The sequence below is a fragment of the Paenarthrobacter sp. 10L412 genome (genome assembly GCF_056395565.1).
Window position 1 is genome coordinate 318319 of record NZ_JBFTJT010000003.1, and the last position, 18464, is coordinate 336782.

The window sequence follows — 18464 nt, forward strand, 5'->3', positions numbered from 1 at the left end:
GCCCGTTTCCGGCTAGATCGCCGTCCGGTGGAAATTCTGGTGGCTTCGGCTGGCGGTCGGTCCGCGCTGGCCCTGGTAGCGGTTGCCGTACTCACCGGAACCGTAGGGGTGTTCCGCTGAGGACGTCAGGCGGAAGAAGCACAACTGGCCGATCTTCATGCCCGGCCACAGCTTGATAGGCAGCGTCGCCACGTTGGAAAGTTCCAGCGTGACGTGTCCGGAGAAGCCCGGATCGATGAAGCCGGCGGTGGAGTGCGTCAACAAACCAAGCCGGCCGAGGGAAGACTTACCCTCAAGCCGGGCAGCGATGTCATCGGGCAGGCTGACGGTCTCGTACGTTGAGCCCAGTACGAATTCACCCGGGTGCAGGATGAAAGGCTCATTGCCTTCCACCTCCACCAGCCGGGTCAGCTCGGGCTGCTCCTCGGCGGGGTCGATGTGGGCATATTTGTGGTTGTCGAAGAGCCGGAAAAACCGGTCAATCCGCACGTCCACGGAAGACGGCTGAACCATCGCGGGATCGTACGGTTCAAGGACAATCCGTTGGGAGTCTATTTCGGCACGAATATCGCGGTCAGAGATCAGCACAGCATCAAAAATACCCCATGCATTGTCCGGGCCATGCATTGTCCGGGCCGCCCCATGGGACTATAGTTCCCGGACATGTAAAGCCGCGCCCGTACTTGGGGGCAACGAGCATTCGCGGGGTAATTGTGGGGAAATTGTCAGCGCCTGCGGCTATCGTGCTGGCTGGCGCGCTTGCCGTATTGGTAGCCGCGTCCAGCCAAATCCTGCCAGCGACAGAGTCCCTACCGGGCGGCACTACTTCTTCGGGCAGCGTCCCTTCCGGCCTCACGGCCCCTGAAACGAGTACGACGCCGGACCCCGCACCTTTGGACGCGACCCCCGCCGCCAGCGAAGAAGCCGGCGGCGGCACTACGCCGGGCCCGGGTTCGGGGACGAGTCCCGGTTCCGAAAACGGTGCGCCGACTAGACCGATCGCAGTAGATCCGACTGCTGAGACGCCCCCTCCTGTGCCGAACATCGGGCCTTCATGGGGCCCGGACGATCCTTCCTCGGACGGCACTCCCTCCGGGAATCCAGAAGTCAACGAGCCCGCCGCCCCCAGTCCTCCCGCCGCGTCTGCACCGTCGTCGGCTTCCCCCACGTCGGTTCCGACGCCAACAGCACCTGCCGCAGGGCCTGGCCCGTCGGAGTCACCCACGCCAACGCCGCCACCGACTCAAACGCCATCGCAGACTCAAACGCCGTCCCCGTCACAAACGGCATCCACTCCGTCACCAACGCCAGCCCCACCCACTCCCACTCCATCTTCAACGACGCCCACACCCTCACCAACCCCCACCCCCTTCCCCGGGAAGACCCCGAGCAGCGATGCGGATCCGGACAACGGTTCTCTGGCGCTTCTCCCGGACGACAACACCGCCGCCATCTTGACCGTGTTCAACGCCATCAACAGCTACCGCGCTTCTTTGGGCCTGGCCCCGGTGAAATATCACGCAACCGTGGCGAGCATGGCGCAGGAATGGTCGAACAGCATCGCCAGCCGTGAAGTGATCCAGCACAGGGCGAACTTCTGGACGGATCCGCGAGCGCTCAACCCGAACAACGGTGCGGGTGAGGTCATTGCCGTCCGATGGGATCGTGACGCTGCCCAACTGGTGGAGTGGTGGAAGGGCTCCCCCGGTCATGACGCCCTGCTGCGCGATCCACGCTTCAATGTGATGGGCATTGGAATCACGTACACCGACGGCAATTGGCAAACGACGCCCAACCGCTACACGCTGTGGGGTGTGGTGAACTTCTTCGGCTACACCACGCTGCCCGCCGGAACCACCACGCGGCCCGGGGGGACGGTCACGCCGCCCACGGATCCTGTGAGTGTGTGCGAACCCGGCGGCAAGTACCAGCCGCCTACCGTGGATCTCAGCACGGCGGCCATCCGCAGCGCGGCGGACCTTGTATCCATCAGCCCGGACGGAACGGTTTATTCCTACCCATCCTTGGGTAACGCCAAGTACGGCGCGGCCCGCAAGATCGGAGTCGGTTTCACCGGACTCAAGGAGTTGTTCGTATCCGATTGGGACCGCGACGGCGTCTTTGACCTCATCGCCCAACGCCTGGATGGAGCGCTCCTGGTGTACCCGGGCAGGCAGCCAGGCGGCTTCGGATCGCCGGGAGTCCTGGGCCAAGGGTGGGAGTCCCTGAACATAGCCGTGGGTAATTGGTGCGCAAACAACCGCCTGCCGCAAATTGTGGCCATGGATGCATCCGGCGGGCTCTGGTTCTACAAGAATTCCGGAATGACCTACATACGGACCCAGGCGGCAATCGGAACAGGGAACAAGGCCGTCCGGCTCAGCATGGTGGACTACAACGCCGATGGTTTCCAGGATCTCCTCACGGTGGAGCCCAACGGGTATCTGAGGCTGTACCGCGGCAGCGGGCTGGCCATCCCGAAGCAGGAGGCCAGGCCTGTGGTGGGTGCGGCTTGGACGGACTACACCGGTTTACGTTCACTTCAAGGAGTGACCGGCGCAAACACCACGGGCGTCGCGGGCCTGGGCACCAATGGAGTATTGGAGTATTGGGACCTCACCTCGGGAGGACTGACGACCCCGGTCATTGTCGGCGGCGGTTGGAGCGGCTTCAAGCTCGCCCAGTAGGGAAACCGCCCAGTGGTCAAGCCGCCTGGCCGGACTCAATGACGGTCTTGAGCTGCTCCAACTGGGCAACTTCGCTTTCCATGGTCTTCTGGATCATGCCGTTCATGAGTTTTTGCAAGCCCTTGGGATGGTACTCCAGCGCAAACCTGAGCCGGGTGGTCTTGCCCTCGGTGCTGAGGTAATAGCCACCGGTGGGCCGGGCGGGTCCGGCCACCACTGCGAAGCGCACTTCCGCGCCCGGTCGAGCCTCGGTGATCTGGAAGTCAGCCGCGATGGGCCGTCCCCCCGGCCCAGTCAGCGTCTGCTGATAGACCGCGCCCTTCTGGCCGCGAACACCGGATCGGAGCGAGATGCTGCGGATGCCGGAACGCCAGAGGGAGTTGTTCATACCATCCATCAGGAATCCATAAACGGTCATGGCATCCCGGCTGATCACCACTTCGTAAGCTGCAAATGCCACGGAAACCTCTTTCGGCGTACGGTTCGAATGTCGTAGCCCGGTTCCCCATACACTGCAGCTAACACCTTCAGAATAGTCAGCCGCGCTTCCCTGCGACACACGACAAACGAGCCTTGACCGAATGGTTACCTGCCGGCGTATCTGAGACACAGCTGACACATAGTCCCGGGCCGGGTAGAGTTCGTGCCGCTGGCAAAAACCAAATTGGGGGCGTAATGCGAGTACTGAAACATCCGTTTGTCCACGGCAACGCACGACGACGGCTGGCTGCTTGCGCGGCATTCCTCATCATGGCTGTGGCTGGCGGAGTCATGACCGCTGCGCCTGCGTCGGCAAGGCCGCTTCCAACAACCGCGCCCATGGCAGCGGCATCTACCGTGGCATCCACAAGCGCGAACAAAGTGGCAGCGCCCACCACGGTGAATCCCCTGCCCAGCCTGGATCCCATCGGTAACCCTGCAAGCTTCTCTGTCCTGGTCAATAAATCCAGGCCGCTGAATCCCGTCAGCTACGCCCCCAACGACCTCATCAATGCCCGTGGCTCCGGCCAGTACATGCGGGCCGAAGCCGCCGCCTGGCTCAACGGCCTGTTCCAGGGAGCCGCCGATGCTGGTACCGGTGGCCTGTCGATAGTGAGCGGCTACCGTTCGTATGCCCAGCAGCAGGAAGTGTATGCCTACTACGTCAGCATTTACGGCCAAGCCCATGCGGACACCATCTCGGCACGTCCCGGGTACAGCGAACACCAGACGGGCCTCGCCATGGACATCGGCAATGCTGCTGGTTCCTGCGGCCTAAGCACCTGCTTCGGAGATACAGCGGCCGGCAAATGGGTGGCAGCGAACGCGCACAAATACGGCTTCATCGTCCGGTACCCCAACGGCTACACGGGCACCACCGGGTACAGCTATGAGCCTTGGCATTTGCGCTACGTTGGCGTCGCGCTGGCCACTGATATGAACCGGCGCGGATTCCCGACGCTGGAGCATTACTTCGCTGGAAACCCGGCGGCCGCCGCGAGCATCAAGTCCGGCGCCGACCTCGTGGCCACCGACTCTTCAGGCCGGATGCTGCGTTACCCCGCGACGGCGGCAGGCGGGTATGCGGCGCCCGTCCAGATCGGTTCGGGCTGGACCGGCTTGAAGCAGGGCTTCGTGGTGGACTGGGACATTGATGGCGTTTACGACATCCTTGCGCAGTGGAACAACGGCGTCCTGGGCGTTTACCGCGGCCTTCCCGACGGCGGCTTTGCTGGCCAGGTTGTTGTAGGCAATGGCGGCTGGGATCGCATGACCATCACCGTGGGCAAGTGGACGCACGCGCACCCCCGGCCCGGCGTCGTCGGGTATTTTCCGGATGGTGTGCTGCGCTACTACCCCAACACCTTCGGCGGTGCGCTGAGCGCTCCGCAGGTTATCGGCAAGGGCTGGAACGGCATGGAACTGACCATGGCCGACTGGGAGGGCGATGGAGCCAATGACATCCTGGCGAGGACAGCTTCCGGTTCGTTGATCAATTATCGGGGAGACGGCTGGGCTGGTTTCTTTGGCCCGGCCACCACCGTGGGCACGGGTTGGCAGTACATGCGCACGCTGCTGCCGAGCTTCGGGCTGACCGGCGCGGGCACTCGCGGCATCACTGCGCAAACTGCTGATGGCGGCCTCTACAACTACGGCCTCGGCAGGGGTTCCTGGACTACCTACGCGCAGGTTGGATCCGGTTGGAACGGCCTGAAGCTCTTCAAGTAGACATGGTTGCGCGCCTGTCATGAGGACCCCCGCAACTGCGCTAAGCTAGGACTCGCTCCGGCGAATAGCCGACAGCGACGCGGGCGTAGCTCAATGGTAGAGCGCTAGCTTCCCAAGCTCGATACGCGGGTTCGATTCCCGTCGCCCGCTCCATCATGACCCCTTGCCTCCGGGCAGGGGGTCATCTTGTTGAAAACCCTGTATGGTCCTGACCTTTTTTGCCGGTGAAACTCGGCGATATCCGGGGAAATCAACGCATTGCGGTTGCCGTCGAATTCACAGTGGGTCAGGAAGCCACCAAGCTGAAAATTACGACGGCGGCGCTCACCAGATAAGGCCCCGCACCCGTCGACCCGGGCGGCCACCGAGCCTAAACTCGTAGATACATCCACCTATCCGGGAGGTCCTCCAATGACTCTCACCGACGATGCTGAGGCGGCTCCACTCGCCGTCATCCACCGCCTGCTGGAAGCCACGAACAAGCATGATTTGGAAGCCTTGGCCGAATGCTTCGCGCCTGGCTACGTCAATGAGACGCCTGCCCACCCCACCAGGGGCTTCACGGGCAGGGACGCTATCCGCAGCAACTGGGAGCAGCTCTTCACAGGGGTGCCGGACATCAAGGTTCGAATGGTGTCCCATAGCGTGACCAGCAGCCAGGTCTGGACGGAGCTGCACATGCAGGGCGCGTGGCGGGATGGCACGCCGCATGAGCTCACCGGCGTCATCATTTTCGGCGTGGAAGAAGGCGTCATCAACAGTGCCCGGTTCTACATGGAGCCGGTGGAGCACTTCGTTCGTGTTGACGACACCGCGGATCGCGTCAGCCACCGGGTAACCCATGGCCGGCCCGCCGTCGAGCCGGCACAGTGAGCCGGCCCGATACACAGCGGCTCAGGTGCTGGGTGTATCGTCAGAAGTCAGGAGCCATTTCGGCTCCGCTCTAGGGAGCGATCATGGGCGACAAATCACCGCGCCAAGCTGCATCGAAGAAGTCCAGTAAATCCATCAAGGAAAAGCGCGCGGACAAACGGGCCGCCGAGTCGCCGGACACTGCGGCCGCGAAACCCGCAACCGGCAATAAAAAGTGATTGGGGCGCAAAGTCCGCTAAGCATTGGCGTCCTGGGTTCTTCGCTGAAGCCCAACGAGCAACGGCTACCGATCCACCCGCAACATCTTGAGCGCATTGCTCCGGAACTGCGCCAACGGCTCCATCTTGAATATGGCTATGGCGAACGCTTTGGTGTTCCGGACAGCAAACTCGCCGGGCTTGTGGGCGGGCTGGGCACGCGGCGCGAGCTCATTGCCCAGAACGACGTTATTCTGCTGCCCAAGCCGCAGGCCGAGGATCTTGCTGAACTCCGGGACGGGCAGACCCTCTGGGGTTGGCCGCACTGCGTTCAAGACGAAGTCATCACCCAGCTCGCGATCGATAAAAAACTAACGCTCATCGCTTTCGAAGCCATGAACCACTGGGCTGCTGACGGCGGCTTCGGACTTCACGTCTTCCACAAAAACAACGAGCTTGCCGGATACTGCTCCGTGCTGCATGCGTTGGCTTTGACCGGTTCCACGGGTGATTACGGTCGTCGCCTGACGGCAGTGGTCATTGGTTTTGGTGCCACTGCCCGCGGAGCGGTGACAGCGTTGAATGCCCACGGCGTCCATGATGTCCAGGTGCTGACGAACAGGGGTGTTGCCGCTGTCGGTTCCCCGATCCACTCAGTGCGGATCGTGCAGTTCGACCACGACAACAATGCACCGTTCCTGAGCGAAGTCATCACAGACGGTGGCCGCAAGCCACTGGCCCCGTTCCTTGCTGCCGCGGACATTGTGGTCAACTGCACCTTGCAAGACCCAAACTCGCCGCTGACGTACCTACGAACCGAGGACCTGGCCGATTTCCGGCCGGACAGTCTGATCGTGGATGTGTCCTGCGATCCCGGCATGGGATTCAGCTGGGCAAGGTCCACAACATTCGATGAGCCCATGTTCCGGGTGGGCGGGCATGTGAACTACTACGCCGTTGATCACAGCCCCTCCTACCTGTGGAATTCGGCCAGCTGGGAGATCAGTGAGGCCTTGTTGCCCTTCCTGGAGACAGTGGCCGCCGGTCCTGACGCCTGGGACGCCAACGAGACGATCTCCCGCGCGATCGAGATTCGCGACGGCGTCATCCGCAACCCGGATGTGCTCGAGTTCCAGGGACGCTCCGCGGAGTACCCACACCTGCCGGCTGCGGTCCAAACGCCCGTAGCCTAAAGGCTCCACGAAAAAGGCAGTGCATGCGACTTCACCGCAGGCACTGCCTTTCTGTTTGCGTGCGGTTATGCCGCTGCGTCCGTTATGCAGTCTGTGTCCGGTCCACAATCCGGAGCACCCGACGCCGGTCACTGAGGTCCACCTTGATGTGCAGGGATGCCTTCCGGGCCAGCACGACGGCGACAACAGCCGCCGCCGCTGCCGGCACACCGCCGGCCACAAGAATGGCCAAGTGCGGTCCCAGGTGCTCGGCGAGCCAACCCATGACGGGGCCGCCAATTGCCTGGCCGCCTATGAGCACCACTAAGTACAGGCTCATCACCCGGCCTCGAATGCTCATGTTGGAACTGGTCTGCACCATCTGGTTTGCCGCTGTGAGGAACATGAGGCACCAGAATCCAGCCAGGACCATCGAGACGCTGAACCAGACCATGGACGGCATCACGGACGATAGGCAGAGCATCAGCCCATACAGTCCGGCCGAGAGCACCACCGACCGCAACCGGAGCTGACGACGTCGAGTGGACGTCACAGCGCCCGTCAGTGCACCGAGCGCAACCATCGCGTTCAGCAGGCCGTAGCCTCCGGCCCCGGCGTCGTACACGTGGTCCGCAAAGGCGGCCAGCAGCACCGGAAGGCTCATCGCGAAAACAGCTACGAATCCGGCCATCAACCATGGCCAGTAGATGGTGGGTTTGCTGAGCGCGTACTGGAGGCCTTCGCGCAGCATTCCCTTCTTGCGCGGCGTCGGCCGGCTAAGGTGCAGCTGGTCTTTGCGGAGGATCAGGAGCATGGCCACGGTGGAGCAGCATGCCACGGCATTGGCCGCGAATGCCCAACCAGCGCCCACAGCAGTGAGCAGCCATCCCGCCAGTGCCGGGCCGATCAGGCCACCGAGCTGGAAGGTTGTTGAGTTGACGCTGATGGCGTTGCGCAGGTACTTGGGACCCACGAGTTCATTGACGAACACCTGCCGCGCCGGCTGGTCCAGGACCGTCACAAAGCCCAGAACCAGGGCGATTGCGTAGACGTGCCAGACTTCCACGCGCTGGCTGAGCGAGAGCGCCGCCAATGTCGCAGCCAGTACGGCTGCCGCGGACTGGCAGATGATGAGGATCTTTCGCTTCGCGAAGCGGTCGGCCATCATGCCGCCCCACGGGCCAAGAAACAACGAAGGCATGAACTGCAGGGCCACGGTAATTCCGACGGCGGTGACGGAGCCTGAGAGCTGGAGCACCATCCAGTCCTGGGCGATGCGTTGCATCCAGATCGCAATCACGGCAATGAAGTGGCCTATTGCGAAGATCCTGAAGTTGGGTACCTTCAGGGAGATAAAGGTGTGCCGCCAGGGCAGCTTTTCGCTTACGACGGCGAGTGGCTGGGTGACGGTGTCCGGTGTCTGCGGCGCGGACAGGGAATCGATGACGGGCTGGCTGACATTTGCCGCTGAAGGCGGTGGGGGTGCCAAAGGTAGTCCTCGGATCGAGAGTTTCGGTGGGATGCCTTTAACGCTATGGTTGCCAGCAGCAATTATGGAAGCGTATTACGCCTATAACTAGCATTGCGGATCGCAATGAGGCTCCCGCACTTCCGCAGTAATTCGACCCAGTGCTTGAGGAGTTCCGTGTTTGAACCTGTCCAGCTCCGCTCCTTCCTTGCCGTCGCTGAAACGCTGAGTTTCACCAAGGCGGCCGAGCGATTGGGGCTTGCCCAGCCAACAGTGAGCCAGCACGTCCGCAAGCTCGAAGCCGCCGCCAAGCGGGTCCTCGTGGCCCGTGATACGCGGGAGGTCCGGCTGACGGACAACGGTGACGCCATGGCTGGTTTTGCCCGCAGCATCCTTGCAGCCCACGACTCCGCAGCACGCTACTTTTCCGGTTCCGCCATGCGGGGCCGTCTCCGGTTTGGCACTGCCGACGACCTCGCCATCACAGGCCTCCCGCGGATCCTGCGCGAATTCCGGCAACTGTATCCGCAGATCAACTTGGAACTGACCGTTAGCCAAAGCGACCAACTCTACAAACGCCTCAACGCCGGACAGTTGGATCTCGTGTTCGTGAAGTGGGTAGCTGGCGCAAAGGAAGGCACCGTGGTCCGGCATGACAACTTCGCGTGGGTCGGCGTTGAGCAAACCGTCCTGGAACCCGGCGCGCCCGTGCCACTGATTGCCTACCCCGCGCCAAGCCTGAGCCGGAAGTTGGCCATCGATGCTTTGGAAGCGGCGGGCCGCACATGGCGCATCACGTGCAGCACCAAGCAGATCAGTGGCGTGCTGGCCGCAGTCCGGGCAGGCATTGGCGTTGCCGTGATGCCCGCGTCCCTGGTTCCCGAAGACCTCAAAGTCATCACCCAACGGTTCGACCTCCCGCCCGTGGGAGACGTCGACTTCACGTTGATCCGGAATCCCCTGGCCAACGCTGAAGTCATTGATGCCTTGACCCAGGCGATCATGGGCAGGGCGCTGAGTAAGTCGAACTAACGCGCAACATTCAATGAAGTTCTTAGATCTCTTCGCGTCACGCCTATTTGGGTAAGCGCATTCCGGCTATCCTGAACCAATGATCGACCTCACTACATTGGCGGACCTCACGCCCGGCATTTGTTCCGTCACCCTACGGGACTCGGGGATTGACGACGTCGTCCGAATTTCTGCCGACGCAGGCTTGGCAGGCATCGAGTGGGGCACTGATGTCCACGTCAGTGACGCCGCATCCGCGGCCCATGCCAAGGAAGCCACGGAAGCGGCCGGCCTCACGGTCCTTTCGCTTGGTTCGTACTACCGTGCTGGCGACTTCGGCGATTTCGGCCCAACTTTGGAGCTGGCGGCGACCTTGGGCGCACCTCGAATACGCATCTGGGCTGGGGAGCTTGGTTCGGCAGACGCCCAAGACAATCATTGGGATGCTGTCGTAAAGGACGCGCAACGGGTGGCAGACCTGGCGGCCGAGCGAGGAATAGCCATCGCCTTCGAGTATCACGGCAACACCCTCACCGACTCCCCCGAAACAACACTTGAACTCCTGCGCCTCGTAAACCACGCCAACGTCGGCACTTACTGGCAACCCGCCGTCGGGCTTTCCGACCAACAAGCGCTTGAGTCGCTCCACCGGGTGTTGCCTCACGTCGTTGGCGTCCACTGCTTTTCCTGGGGACCCAAAGCCGAACGGTTCCCGCTCCGGAACAGGAAGCTGTTGTGGCAGACAGTGTCGGACGCCCTGCGGGGAAACGGCAAGGACATGGACATCATGTTGGAATTCGTCGAGGACGACCTCCCGGACAACGTGCTCAACGACGCAGCATTCCTGCACACCATCACGCTCGGGGAAGACTAGCGCCACTTCGATTCAAACGCCGTTGGTGCGCGTAATCGCTGACGGCTAATCCCGCCGTCCCGTCGACACCTAGTTCAGCGAGATTCGCAGACGTTCCACGCCCTCAGCACCTTCCGGCACTTGTTCCATGAGCTCCGGTTCATTGGCAAGTCGACCAAGCATGTTTGCCAAGTGGTCCCGTTCGGCGCGCTTGTAGGTGACGTGACGAAGGTCGGAGGCCCGGACAACAGAGGCCAAGGTAAGGAAGTCATCGATGTGTCGCTGCCGTAGGGGGTCGTTGATGATGGTCAGCGCTCCCGCTTTGCCGATGAGGCTGCCGAGGATCGTGGGCCGGTTGACGCTGCCGGACGCTGATCCCGCTTGAACTTCGACAGTCTCCGAACGGTCGAGAGCTTGTTGGCTGGCGGGGGCAGCAATTGTGGTCCCGCCGCTAACTCCGCGTCGCTTCTCGGCGCGTTCACCCAAATGGCGCGGAATGAGGACGTCCACCAAAGCCTCCCCGCGCTCCCATCGATGCTGGTAGCCCTCCAGGGATTCTCCGGCGGATTCGAAGCCGAGCTTCACTAGGAGTTCAGTGAAATCGTGAAGCATCGTGGGGTATGCGCGGATGTCCAACGCCATATCGGCGTCCTTGGTGGGTCGCACGTCCCGGGCACCACGTTCGACAGCATGCAGGAAGACCGCTTGGCCGCCGACCAGAACCCAACCCTGCGGCATTGCACTATGGATTTCGAAGACAGCCTGCCATGCTTCCTGCTGTTCTGTGAACATTGCGGGAAGTTCAATCGGCATGGACGCTCCTGAGGATTTCGCGTGCGGCTTGTTGTTCACGGACACCGGGCCGTTCGGCCAAGTCTGCCGCCACCACTAGTGGGGGAAGTTCGTCGGGGACTTGCTCGGCGGCGCGGAGGATTACATTCGGCCTCTTGCCCGGGAATGGCTCAACCAGGAACCAGTCCTTGACGACGGCCTTGAGTTCGTCGCGTCGCACGTAGGCTTCAACCTCTGAGTTGGCAAGCAGCCCAGAGCGCGGGTGAGAGACTCCGGAAAGGTGGATTCTTTTGTCCCCCCGAAGCTCGGCGATGTCGTCCGGGTTGGAAGAGAACTCGAATTTTTCGGCGCGATTGGGCAGCCATGCTGCGAGAAGCTTGAGTACGTCCGAGGAGTCCTGCAGCCGGTTGATGCGCTCTTTCAGGCGATGTTTCTCGACCGGCGAGGGTTCGAAGTGATCGAGGAGAGAGGGCCGCGGGCTGTCTTCCCAGAAGCAGGATATGAGTTGCCAGGCACTCCGTTCGGACAGCGGCCGGCCAGCAGGCTTACCAGGCCGGTACTGGACAGCGTCAGCTTCGTCAACGATCCAGCGTCCGCCGACCCGTTGGCCGCGAACACGTCCGGATTGGACGAGCTGCCGCGCTCGGCTCTCGTTGACGTTAAGTCGCTTCGCCAGCTCGGGGATACTCAATGCCATTTCATAATCCTATCGGTATCGCTATGAATATGTAATCACCGGACCCGCTTGCGCCGATTACACATTCCTAGCGAATGCGCCACAAATGTGTAATCACAGGACGCCACCACGTCAACCAGAGCCACCGCTTGGGCCGGGACAGGAGGCTACTGCACCAACTAGCCTGCTTGGCTCTCCACCGGCAATTCCGTGCTGCGGCGGAGCTTGACGGAACCAACCACAGGGCCGCCCTCCGGGTCGCCGGCCGCAAGCCTTCCAATGTCCTCCAGCGGCAGATAGACCGTGGACAAGGCGGGCCTGAAGTCCCGCAGGGTTTCGATGTCGTCAAAACCAGCGATGTTTGCGTCCCGGGGAATCCACACACCCTCTGACCGCAGTGCGGCGGTCACGCCGATGGCCATGACGTCGTTCACCGCGAAGATGCAGGGGCGTTCGCCGGAGGCCTTGATTCGTACGGCCAGCGCCAGCCCGGCGTCGTACCCTCCCGCACGGTTGAAGCCTGTACGGATAACCTCGGCACGGGGCCGACCGGCGTCGGCGAGTCCACGCTGGAAGCCGCGGATCCGGTCATCGGAGGTAAAGAGCCCTTCAGGGCCGCCAACAATGACGAAGGCGCCCTCGTGCGATGCGGCCAACTCGTCGGCGAGCGTCGCGGCGAGGTCCTCATTGGGCACCTCAACTACGTGGTAGCCCTCGTCGGTGGTGGAGCCCACGATCGGGTGACCTACTACGCCGACATGCCCGCCATTACGGCAATAGCGATCCAACTCGGCAGCGAGCTCCAGATTGCTTTGCTCGTCCTCGGGCCGTGCCGAGCGTGAACCTGCAATGACGATTGAATCTGCGCGGCGGGCAGCGAAGGCTGCCACAGCTTCCCGCTCATCCGAAGGAGCGCCGGAGGTACTGGCCAACAGCACCATACGGTTCTGTTGGCGGGCCGCCTCCTGGACACCGCGCGCAATGGCAGAGAAGTAGGGGTCTGCGATGTCGTGGACAATCAGGCCGATCAGTCCTGAGCTGGACTTTGCGAGCGCCTGGGCCTGGGCATTGGGGACGTAGCCGAGCTTTTCCGCGGCCTCCCGGACGCGCTCCGCAATATCCTCTGCAGGTTTACGGGTGGAACCGTTGAGGACACGGGACGCCGTGGCCAGGGAGACCCCTGCCAAACGGGCAACTTCACTCAGTGTGCTGGCGGCCACGAGGCCCTCCTTTTCTGCAAGCCTTCGAGACTGGCGCTAAAGAAATTATGGCAGTGTTCACCCATTTTTGGGAAAGCGCTTGCCAAGCCAGCGCGGCATGGGGCATGATCGATGCAATGGGAATGCGCTTTCCCGCACTCTCGAATTGCAAACACCGGCAACCTACAGAGGCCGGCACAAGGACCTGGAGAAAACATGGGCTACGAAACAAAGACGATCCGGATCGCCATGAACGGCATCACCGGCCGTATGGGTTACCGCCAGCACCTGCTGCGGTCGATCCTCCCTATCCGCGACGCCGGTGGCTTCACGCTCGAAGACGGCAGCAAGGTTCAGGTCGAACCGATCCTCGTTGGCCGCAACGAAGCCAAGATCCGCGAGCTCGCCGAACTCCACAAGGTCTCCGAATGGTCCACCGACCTGGACGCCGTCATCGCCGACCCCACCGTGGACATCGTCTTTGACGCCTCAATGACCAGCCTCCGCGCCGCCACCCTGAAGAAGGCCATGCGCGCCGGCAAGCACATCTTCACCGAGAAGCCCACGGCTGAGACCCTCGAGGAAGCAATCGAGCTCGCCCAGATCGGCCAGGAGTCCGGCGTCACCGCAGGCGTGGTGCACGACAAGCTGTACCTCCCCGGCTTGGTCAAGCTCCGCCGCCTGGTGGACGAAGGCTTCTTCGGCCGCATCCTCTCCATCCGCGGCGAGTTCGGCTACTGGGTCTTCGAAGGCGACGTCCAGGCAGCCCAGCGCCCGTCATGGAACTACCGCAAGGAAGATGGCGGCGGAATGACCACGGACATGTTCTGCCACTGGAACTACGTGCTCGAAGGCATTATCGGCAAGGTCAAGAGCGTCAACGCCAAGACCGCCACCCACATCCCCGCACGCTGGGACGAGGCCGGCAAGGAATACAAGGCCACCGCTGACGACGCTTCCTATGGAATCTTCGAACTCGAAACTCCGGGCGGCGACGAGGTCGTCGGCCAGATCAACTCCTCCTGGGCCGTTCGGGTCTACCGCGACGAACTGGTTGAGTTCCAGATCGACGGCACGCACGGTTCCGCCGTCGCCGGTTTGAACAAGTGCGTTGCGCAGCAGCGCGCCCACACCCCCAAGCCCGTCTGGAACCCGGACCTGCCCGTCACCGAATCCTTCCGCAGCCAGTGGCAGGAAGTTCCGGCCAACGCTGAACTGGACAACGGCTTCAAGCTGCAGTGGGAAGAATTCCTGCGCGACGTGGTGGCCGGCCGCGAGCACCGCTTCGGCCTGCTCTCCGCCGCCCGCGGCGTGCAGCTTGCCGAGCTCGGCCTGCAGTCCTCGGCCGAGCGCCGCACCATCGACATCCCGGAGATCACCCTCTAATGACGTCACTCATTCTTCCTACCGACGACGGCGGCACCCGCGAGTACCGCCTCCAGCCCGCCACTGCTTGGGTCAAGCCAAGCGCACCCCTGACGGCCCGCCGCGCGTACGCCGCAGCCCACGTCATCCCGGAGGTTTCGGCTGACAATACTCCCGGCGCCCCGGCGCAGCTCGACTGGGATGCCACGCTGGCGTACCGGCACGAACTCTGGTCCTACGGACTGGGCGTCGCTGACGCCATGGATACCGCGCAGCGCGGCATGGGCCTGGACTGGGCAGCTACCCAGCAGCTCATCAAGCGCACCGGCGCCGAGGCCGCTTCCGTAGTTTCCGCAGGCAGCGCCGCGACAGCGGGCAAATCGGTCCGCGACCTCGTCTCCTGCGGCGCAGGGACAGACCAGTTGGACATCGCCGCCCTTCCTGAAGGCGCTGCCGGCATCCAGGCAGTCATCGATGCCTACCGCGAGCAGATCGCCGTGGTCAGCGAAGCCGGCCCCAAGGTCATCCTCATGGCCTCCCGCGCCTTGGCAAAGGTGGCCAGCGGGGCCGACGATTACCTGCACGTCTACTCGACGCTCCTGCAGGAAGTGGACCAACCCGTCATCCTGCACTGGCTCGGCACCATGTTCGATCCTGCGCTGGCCGGCTACTGGGGCTCCGACGACGTCTCAGTCGCAACCGAAACGTTCCTCAGCCTGATCCGCGAGCACGCGGACAAGGTCGACGGCGTGAAAGTCTCGCTGCTGGACGCTTCCCATGAAGTCGCCCTCCGCGCCAACCTTCCGGAAGGCGTCCGCCTCTACACAGGCGACGACTTCAACTATCCGGAACTTATCGACGGCGACGACACCCACCACTCGGACGCACTGCTGGGCATCTTTGCAGCCATCTACCCCGCCGCTTCGGTTGCCTTGCAGAAGTACGACGCCGGCCAAGGTGCAGAAGGGCGAGCCATCCTGGACTCCACACGTGAGCTCGGAAAGCACATCTTCAGCGCACCGACGTTCTACTACAAGACCGGTATCGCCTTCATGTCCTGGCTCAACGGCAAACAGCCCGGCTTCCAGATGGTCGGAGGACTGCACTCGGGACGATCCGTCCTCCATCTGGCCAAGACCTTCGAACTTGCCGATCAGGCCGGCTTGCTGAAGGACCCGTCGCTGGCAGCATTCCGGATGTCCGATTACCTGAGGATCAACGGAGTGGGCGCATGAGCGACTTTTCCAGACTCTCGCTGAACAGCGCGACTACTAAAAAGTGGACCCTTGCCGAAGCCGTTGACGGTTGTGCCCGCGCGGGCATCCCCGCAATCGGCCCATGGCGTGATCGAGTAGCGGAAGCCGGACTGGACAAGGCAGCCAAGCTCATCAAGGACGCTGGCCTCCGTGTTTCGTCCCTGTGCCGCGGGGGCTTCCTCACGGCGGCTGATGCTGAAGGTCAGGCAGCGGCCCTGGCCGATAACTTCGACGCCGTCCGTGAAGCTGTTGCCTTGGATACCCAGGAGCTCTTCCTGGTGGTCGGAGGGCTCGCTCCCGGTGAGAAGGACGTGGTTGCTGCCCGCCAGCGCGTTGCGGACCGTCTCGAGGAACTGGTGCCGTTCGCTTCCGAGAACGGTGTGCGCCTGGTGCTGGAACCCCTGCACCCGATGTACGCAGCAGACCGCGCCCTCATCTCCACTCTGGGTCAGGCCCTGGACCTTGCGGCACCCTACGACGCGAAGTCAGTGGGCGTCGCCGTCGATACTTTCCACGTCTGGTGGGATCCGGAACTGAAGGCCCAGATTGAACGTGCCGGCCGCCATAACCGCATTGCCTCCTACCAGGTATGTGATTTCAACCTGCCGATCGCTTCAGACGCACTGCTGTCCCGCGGGATGATGGGCGACGGCGTCATTGACTTCGCGACCATCGGCACCTGGGTGCGGGACGCCGGTTATACGGGCGATATCGAGGTTGAGATCTTCAACCAGGAAATCTGGGACGCCGATGGCGACACCGTCCTGGAAACGATGAAGCAGCGCTACGCGGAGCTCGTCCTCCCGTACGCCTAAGAACGTGGTCCTCCCGCAGATGCCCTAAGCTCCGCGGGAGGACCGCCCCCAAAGCAAGCGAGCTCCTGCCCGGTCACGGCAGGAGCTCGCTTTTTTCATACTGTTTTGTTTCAGCAGCGAGGCGCGGAATGCCCATGTTAGATAAGTGGTACATAGCTGAAACATTGCGTCGATGGGAGGAAACAATGGCCACCTACGCTGGTTTCACCTGGACAAAGAGGTCCAAGAAACCACTGAAAGGACACAACCATGATGCTCTTGAAGACACTCAACTTTTTCCTGGACGCCAGCAGCAGCCACAGCGGATCCTCAGGCGCTTCCCCTGAAGAAAACACGCCTGCTGCCACCTTCGCTTTTGAGCGCCTATCCTCCAGCGCCTGGGAGGGCTGGTGGGATGACGCCGACCAGGGCTTTCCCGCAGGGGCATAATCCGCACGGGATCCTCAGCCCGGCTACAGCTTGGCGGGCACGTGGACCTGGGCGCGCGGAACACCGATCAAGGTGAGAGTGCCGCCGTCGTTGGCTTGTAACTCCACCCGGATATTCCGGGTTCCCTCCTCTGGCTGGACGGAACTGACACGGAAAACCTCACCGTGGATTTCCACTCTGTCGCCGTCCCGAACGGTCTTGAGCTTCCTGCGGGTAATGCCGGACCCCTTGCCGGGCTGAGCCTCACTTCTTGTCTTCGGCATCTGCGGCTCGTTCCCGGGCTTCGTTGGAGCGTGTCTCGTCATCGTAGTTTTCACGGAGCTCCTGCCCACGCCGGATTACCTCATCTTCCTGCTTCTGCTGCTTATCGCTGCGCTTGGTATCTTTCGGCGGGAGTTGAATGCTCTCCTCGGCTTCAATACCTCCCTGCAATTGCCGCCCGCGTTCCATTTCGGCGTCAAATTCCGCGCCGAAAAGCAGCGACATATTCAGGATCCACAGCCAGAGCAGCATGATGATGACGCCTGCCAGCGTTCCGTAGGTCTTGTTGTAATTGCTGAAGTTCGCAACGTAGAAGCCAAAGCCCAGCGATGCCAGGGCAAAAATCAACAGGGCAATGAGAGACCCCGGGCTCATCCAACGGAACTTGGGCTGCTTGACGTTGGGGGTGAAGTAGTAGAGCACCGCAATGACAGCTACCACCAGCACGATCAGGACAGGCCACTTTGCGATATTCCACACGGTCAGGATCGTGTCGGACATTCCGATTGCCTTACCGATCGTCTCCGCCACTGGACCGCTCAGGACGAGCATCGCGGCGGCCAGCGCTGCGCCCACAAGCGCGACGACGGTAACGGCGAGCATCGTGCCGCGCAGTTTCACGAAACCGCGGCCTTCATCCACTTCGTACACGCGGTTCATCGCCCTGCTGAAGGCTGTGGTGTAGCCGGAGGCCGACCACAACGCCACCACGATGCCGAAGGCCAGTGCAAAGCCCGCCGCGTTGGAGCGTGTCAGCTCCTCGATGGGCTGCCGCATGGCGTCAACACCGGGTCCTGGAGCGAACTGCTGCACCATGTCCAGCAATGCCGTGGTGGTTTTCCCGGCATCGCCAAAGATCCCGATGAGGGAAACCAACGCCAAAAGCGCCGGGAAAAGGGAGAGCACTGCATAGTAGGTGAGGCCGGCTGCGGCATCGGGACATTGATCCTTGTTGAACTCCCGCAGCGTCCTCTTGGCGATGTACATCCACGTGGGCTTCACCAGGTCGTTGAGACTATCCGGCTTGCGGTCATCGTCAGGGGCGGGAGCGCTGCCCGCCTTCGCCGTGCTGGTGTGTGCTGAATTTTCAGTAGTCATGGGACACCTGTTCGTGGGTTGAGCATGCGCGAACAAACTGACCACTTAATAGTAAGCATGCTGATGATTCGCATGGAAGAACCAGGCACAGAGATCCTGCAAAT

The 18464-nt window shown here is 62.3% G+C and carries 19 protein-coding genes and 1 tRNA gene; 12 read left to right on the forward strand and 8 right to left on the reverse strand.

Translation table 11 applies throughout. The features are described 5' to 3' along the window. Positions 1-12: 12 nt before the first annotated feature. Positions 13-588, reverse strand: a complete 576-nt coding sequence (gene dcd / locus AC1DD7_RS04815; protein WP_216927188.1) for a dCTP deaminase — start codon at positions 586-588, stop codon at positions 13-15. A gap of 134 nt (positions 589-722) precedes the next feature. Between dcd and AC1DD7_RS04820 the strand changes: the two genes are divergently transcribed. Further along, positions 723-2687 carry a CAP domain-containing protein gene (locus AC1DD7_RS04820; protein ID WP_477514029.1) on the forward strand — a complete coding sequence of 655 codons (1965 nt, stop codon included), beginning with the start codon at positions 723-725 and terminating at the stop codon, positions 2685-2687. Positions 2688-2703: 16 nt separating this feature from the next. Here the strand turns inward: AC1DD7_RS04820 and AC1DD7_RS04825 are convergent, their stop codons facing one another. Continuing rightward, complete coding sequence (locus tag AC1DD7_RS04825; RefSeq protein ID WP_431116890.1) at positions 2704-3147, reverse strand: SRPBCC family protein; 444 nt, start codon at positions 3145-3147, stop codon at positions 2704-2706. Positions 3148-3362: 215 nt separating this feature from the next. Here AC1DD7_RS04825 and AC1DD7_RS04830 point away from each other — a divergent pair, with 215 nt between their 5' ends. The 5 genes from AC1DD7_RS04830 to AC1DD7_RS04850 all read left to right on the forward strand — a co-directional run bounded on the left by AC1DD7_RS04830 (position 3363) and on the right by AC1DD7_RS04850 (position 7158). Continuing rightward, a complete protein-coding gene (locus tag AC1DD7_RS04830; RefSeq protein ID WP_477514030.1) occupies positions 3363-4895 on the forward strand; it encodes a M15 family metallopeptidase in 1533 nt (510 codons plus the stop codon). Positions 4896-4974: 79 nt separating this feature from the next. Further along, positions 4975-5048: transfer RNA gene (locus tag AC1DD7_RS04835), tRNA-Gly, on the forward strand. 258 nt (positions 5049-5306) lie between these two features. Then, a complete protein-coding gene (locus AC1DD7_RS04840) occupies positions 5307-5768 on the forward strand; it encodes a YybH family protein (protein WP_431116892.1) in 462 nt (153 codons plus the stop codon). 83 nt (positions 5769-5851) lie between these two features. After that, positions 5852-5986, forward strand: a complete 135-nt coding sequence (locus AC1DD7_RS04845) for a hypothetical protein (RefSeq protein WP_263422337.1) — start codon at positions 5852-5854, stop codon at positions 5984-5986. Beyond that, the gene (locus AC1DD7_RS04850) at positions 5983-7158 is read left to right on the forward strand and encodes a N(5)-(carboxyethyl)ornithine synthase (protein WP_477514031.1); all 1176 of its coding nucleotides are present in this window, start codon (positions 5983-5985) and stop codon (positions 7156-7158) included. Before AC1DD7_RS04845 ends, AC1DD7_RS04850 begins: the two co-directional genes overlap by 4 nt. A gap of 82 nt (positions 7159-7240) precedes the next feature. Here the strand turns inward: AC1DD7_RS04850 and AC1DD7_RS04855 are convergent, their stop codons facing one another. Further along, positions 7241-8626: an MFS transporter gene (locus tag AC1DD7_RS04855; RefSeq protein WP_477514032.1), complete on the reverse strand. Its 1386-nt coding sequence runs from the start codon at positions 8624-8626 to the stop codon at positions 7241-7243. 156 nt (positions 8627-8782) lie between these two features. Here AC1DD7_RS04855 and AC1DD7_RS04860 point away from each other — a divergent pair, with 156 nt between their 5' ends. Further along, positions 8783-9637 (forward strand): LysR substrate-binding domain-containing protein, encoded by an 855-nt coding sequence (locus AC1DD7_RS04860; RefSeq protein WP_223934726.1) that lies wholly within the window; start codon positions 8783-8785, stop codon positions 9635-9637. A 79-nt stretch (positions 9638-9716) separates the two neighbouring features. Continuing rightward, positions 9717-10490, forward strand: a complete 774-nt coding sequence (locus AC1DD7_RS04865; protein ID WP_477514033.1) for a sugar phosphate isomerase/epimerase family protein — start codon at positions 9717-9719, stop codon at positions 10488-10490. A 69-nt stretch (positions 10491-10559) separates the two neighbouring features. Here AC1DD7_RS04865 and AC1DD7_RS04870 read toward each other — a convergent pair whose 3' ends face one another. The 3 genes from AC1DD7_RS04870 to AC1DD7_RS04880 all read right to left on the reverse strand — a co-directional run bounded on the left by AC1DD7_RS04870 (position 10560) and on the right by AC1DD7_RS04880 (position 13157). Then, positions 10560-11282 (reverse strand): hypothetical protein, encoded by a 723-nt coding sequence (locus tag AC1DD7_RS04870; protein ID WP_477514034.1) that lies wholly within the window; start codon positions 11280-11282, stop codon positions 10560-10562. Next, complete coding sequence (locus tag AC1DD7_RS04875) at positions 11272-11958, reverse strand: helix-turn-helix domain-containing protein (RefSeq protein WP_477514035.1); 687 nt, start codon at positions 11956-11958, stop codon at positions 11272-11274. Before AC1DD7_RS04875 ends, AC1DD7_RS04870 begins: the two co-directional genes overlap by 11 nt. A gap of 158 nt (positions 11959-12116) precedes the next feature. After that, positions 12117-13157, reverse strand: coding sequence for a LacI family DNA-binding transcriptional regulator (locus tag AC1DD7_RS04880; RefSeq protein ID WP_477514036.1), 1041 nt, complete (start codon positions 13155-13157; stop codon positions 12117-12119). A gap of 195 nt (positions 13158-13352) precedes the next feature. On the opposite strand from AC1DD7_RS04880, the gene AC1DD7_RS04885 reads away from it, so the two are divergent. The 4 genes from AC1DD7_RS04885 (at position 13353) to AC1DD7_RS04900 (ending at position 17001) form a co-directional block, all read left to right on the forward strand. Then, positions 13353-14522: a Gfo/Idh/MocA family protein gene (locus AC1DD7_RS04885; protein WP_477514037.1), complete on the forward strand. Its 1170-nt coding sequence runs from the start codon at positions 13353-13355 to the stop codon at positions 14520-14522. Beyond that, positions 14522-15736 (forward strand): dihydrodipicolinate synthase family protein, encoded by a 1215-nt coding sequence (locus tag AC1DD7_RS04890; RefSeq protein WP_477514038.1) that lies wholly within the window; start codon positions 14522-14524, stop codon positions 15734-15736. The genes AC1DD7_RS04885 and AC1DD7_RS04890 overlap by 1 nt, the downstream gene beginning before the upstream one ends. Beyond that, positions 15733-16572, forward strand: coding sequence for a sugar phosphate isomerase/epimerase family protein (locus AC1DD7_RS04895; RefSeq protein ID WP_477514039.1), 840 nt, complete (start codon positions 15733-15735; stop codon positions 16570-16572). The genes AC1DD7_RS04890 and AC1DD7_RS04895 overlap by 4 nt, the downstream gene beginning before the upstream one ends. A gap of 249 nt (positions 16573-16821) precedes the next feature. After that, complete coding sequence (locus AC1DD7_RS04900) at positions 16822-17001, forward strand: hypothetical protein (protein ID WP_431116903.1); 180 nt, start codon at positions 16822-16824, stop codon at positions 16999-17001. A gap of 23 nt (positions 17002-17024) precedes the next feature. On the opposite strand, the gene AC1DD7_RS04905 is transcribed toward AC1DD7_RS04900, so the two are convergent. Both AC1DD7_RS04905 and AC1DD7_RS04910 read right to left on the reverse strand, forming a co-directional pair. After that, the gene (locus tag AC1DD7_RS04905; RefSeq protein ID WP_477514040.1) at positions 17025-17264 is read right to left on the reverse strand and encodes a hypothetical protein; all 240 of its coding nucleotides are present in this window, start codon (positions 17262-17264) and stop codon (positions 17025-17027) included. After that, positions 17245-18360 carry a YihY/virulence factor BrkB family protein gene (locus tag AC1DD7_RS04910; RefSeq protein WP_477514041.1) on the reverse strand — a complete coding sequence of 372 codons (1116 nt, stop codon included), beginning with the start codon at positions 18358-18360 and terminating at the stop codon, positions 17245-17247. The genes AC1DD7_RS04905 and AC1DD7_RS04910 overlap by 20 nt, the downstream gene beginning before the upstream one ends. Positions 18361-18464: the final 104 nt, after the last annotated feature.

Bases quoted from the DNA above. Each gene is read 5' to 3' on its own strand.
- AC1DD7_RS04830 (WP_477514030.1), top strand. From the start codon at position 3,363: ATGCGAGTACTGAAACATCCGTTTGTCCACGGCAACGCACGACGACGG.
- AC1DD7_RS04840 (WP_431116892.1), top strand. From the start codon at position 5,307: ATGACTCTCACCGACGATGCTGAGGCGGCTCCACTCGCCGTCATCCAC.
- AC1DD7_RS04845 (WP_263422337.1), top strand. From the start codon at position 5,852: ATGGGCGACAAATCACCGCGCCAAGCTGCATCGAAGAAGTCCAGTAAA.
- AC1DD7_RS04865 (WP_477514033.1), top strand. From the start codon at position 9,717: ATGATCGACCTCACTACATTGGCGGACCTCACGCCCGGCATTTGTTCC.
- AC1DD7_RS04870 (WP_477514034.1), bottom strand. From the start codon at position 11,282: ATGCCGATTGAACTTCCCGCAATGTTCACAGAACAGCAGGAAGCATGG.
- AC1DD7_RS04875 (WP_477514035.1), bottom strand. From the start codon at position 11,958: ATGGCATTGAGTATCCCCGAGCTGGCGAAGCGACTTAACGTCAACGAG.
- AC1DD7_RS04885 (WP_477514037.1), top strand. From the start codon at position 13,353: ATGGGCTACGAAACAAAGACGATCCGGATCGCCATGAACGGCATCACC.
- AC1DD7_RS04890 (WP_477514038.1), top strand. From the start codon at position 14,522: ATGACGTCACTCATTCTTCCTACCGACGACGGCGGCACCCGCGAGTAC.
- AC1DD7_RS04895 (WP_477514039.1), top strand. From the start codon at position 15,733: ATGAGCGACTTTTCCAGACTCTCGCTGAACAGCGCGACTACTAAAAAG.
- AC1DD7_RS04900 (WP_431116903.1), top strand. From the start codon at position 16,822: ATGATGCTCTTGAAGACACTCAACTTTTTCCTGGACGCCAGCAGCAGC.
- AC1DD7_RS04905 (WP_477514040.1), bottom strand. From the start codon at position 17,264: ATGCCGAAGACAAGAAGTGAGGCTCAGCCCGGCAAGGGGTCCGGCATT.
- AC1DD7_RS04910 (WP_477514041.1), bottom strand. From the start codon at position 18,360: ATGACTACTGAAAATTCAGCACACACCAGCACGGCGAAGGCGGGCAGC.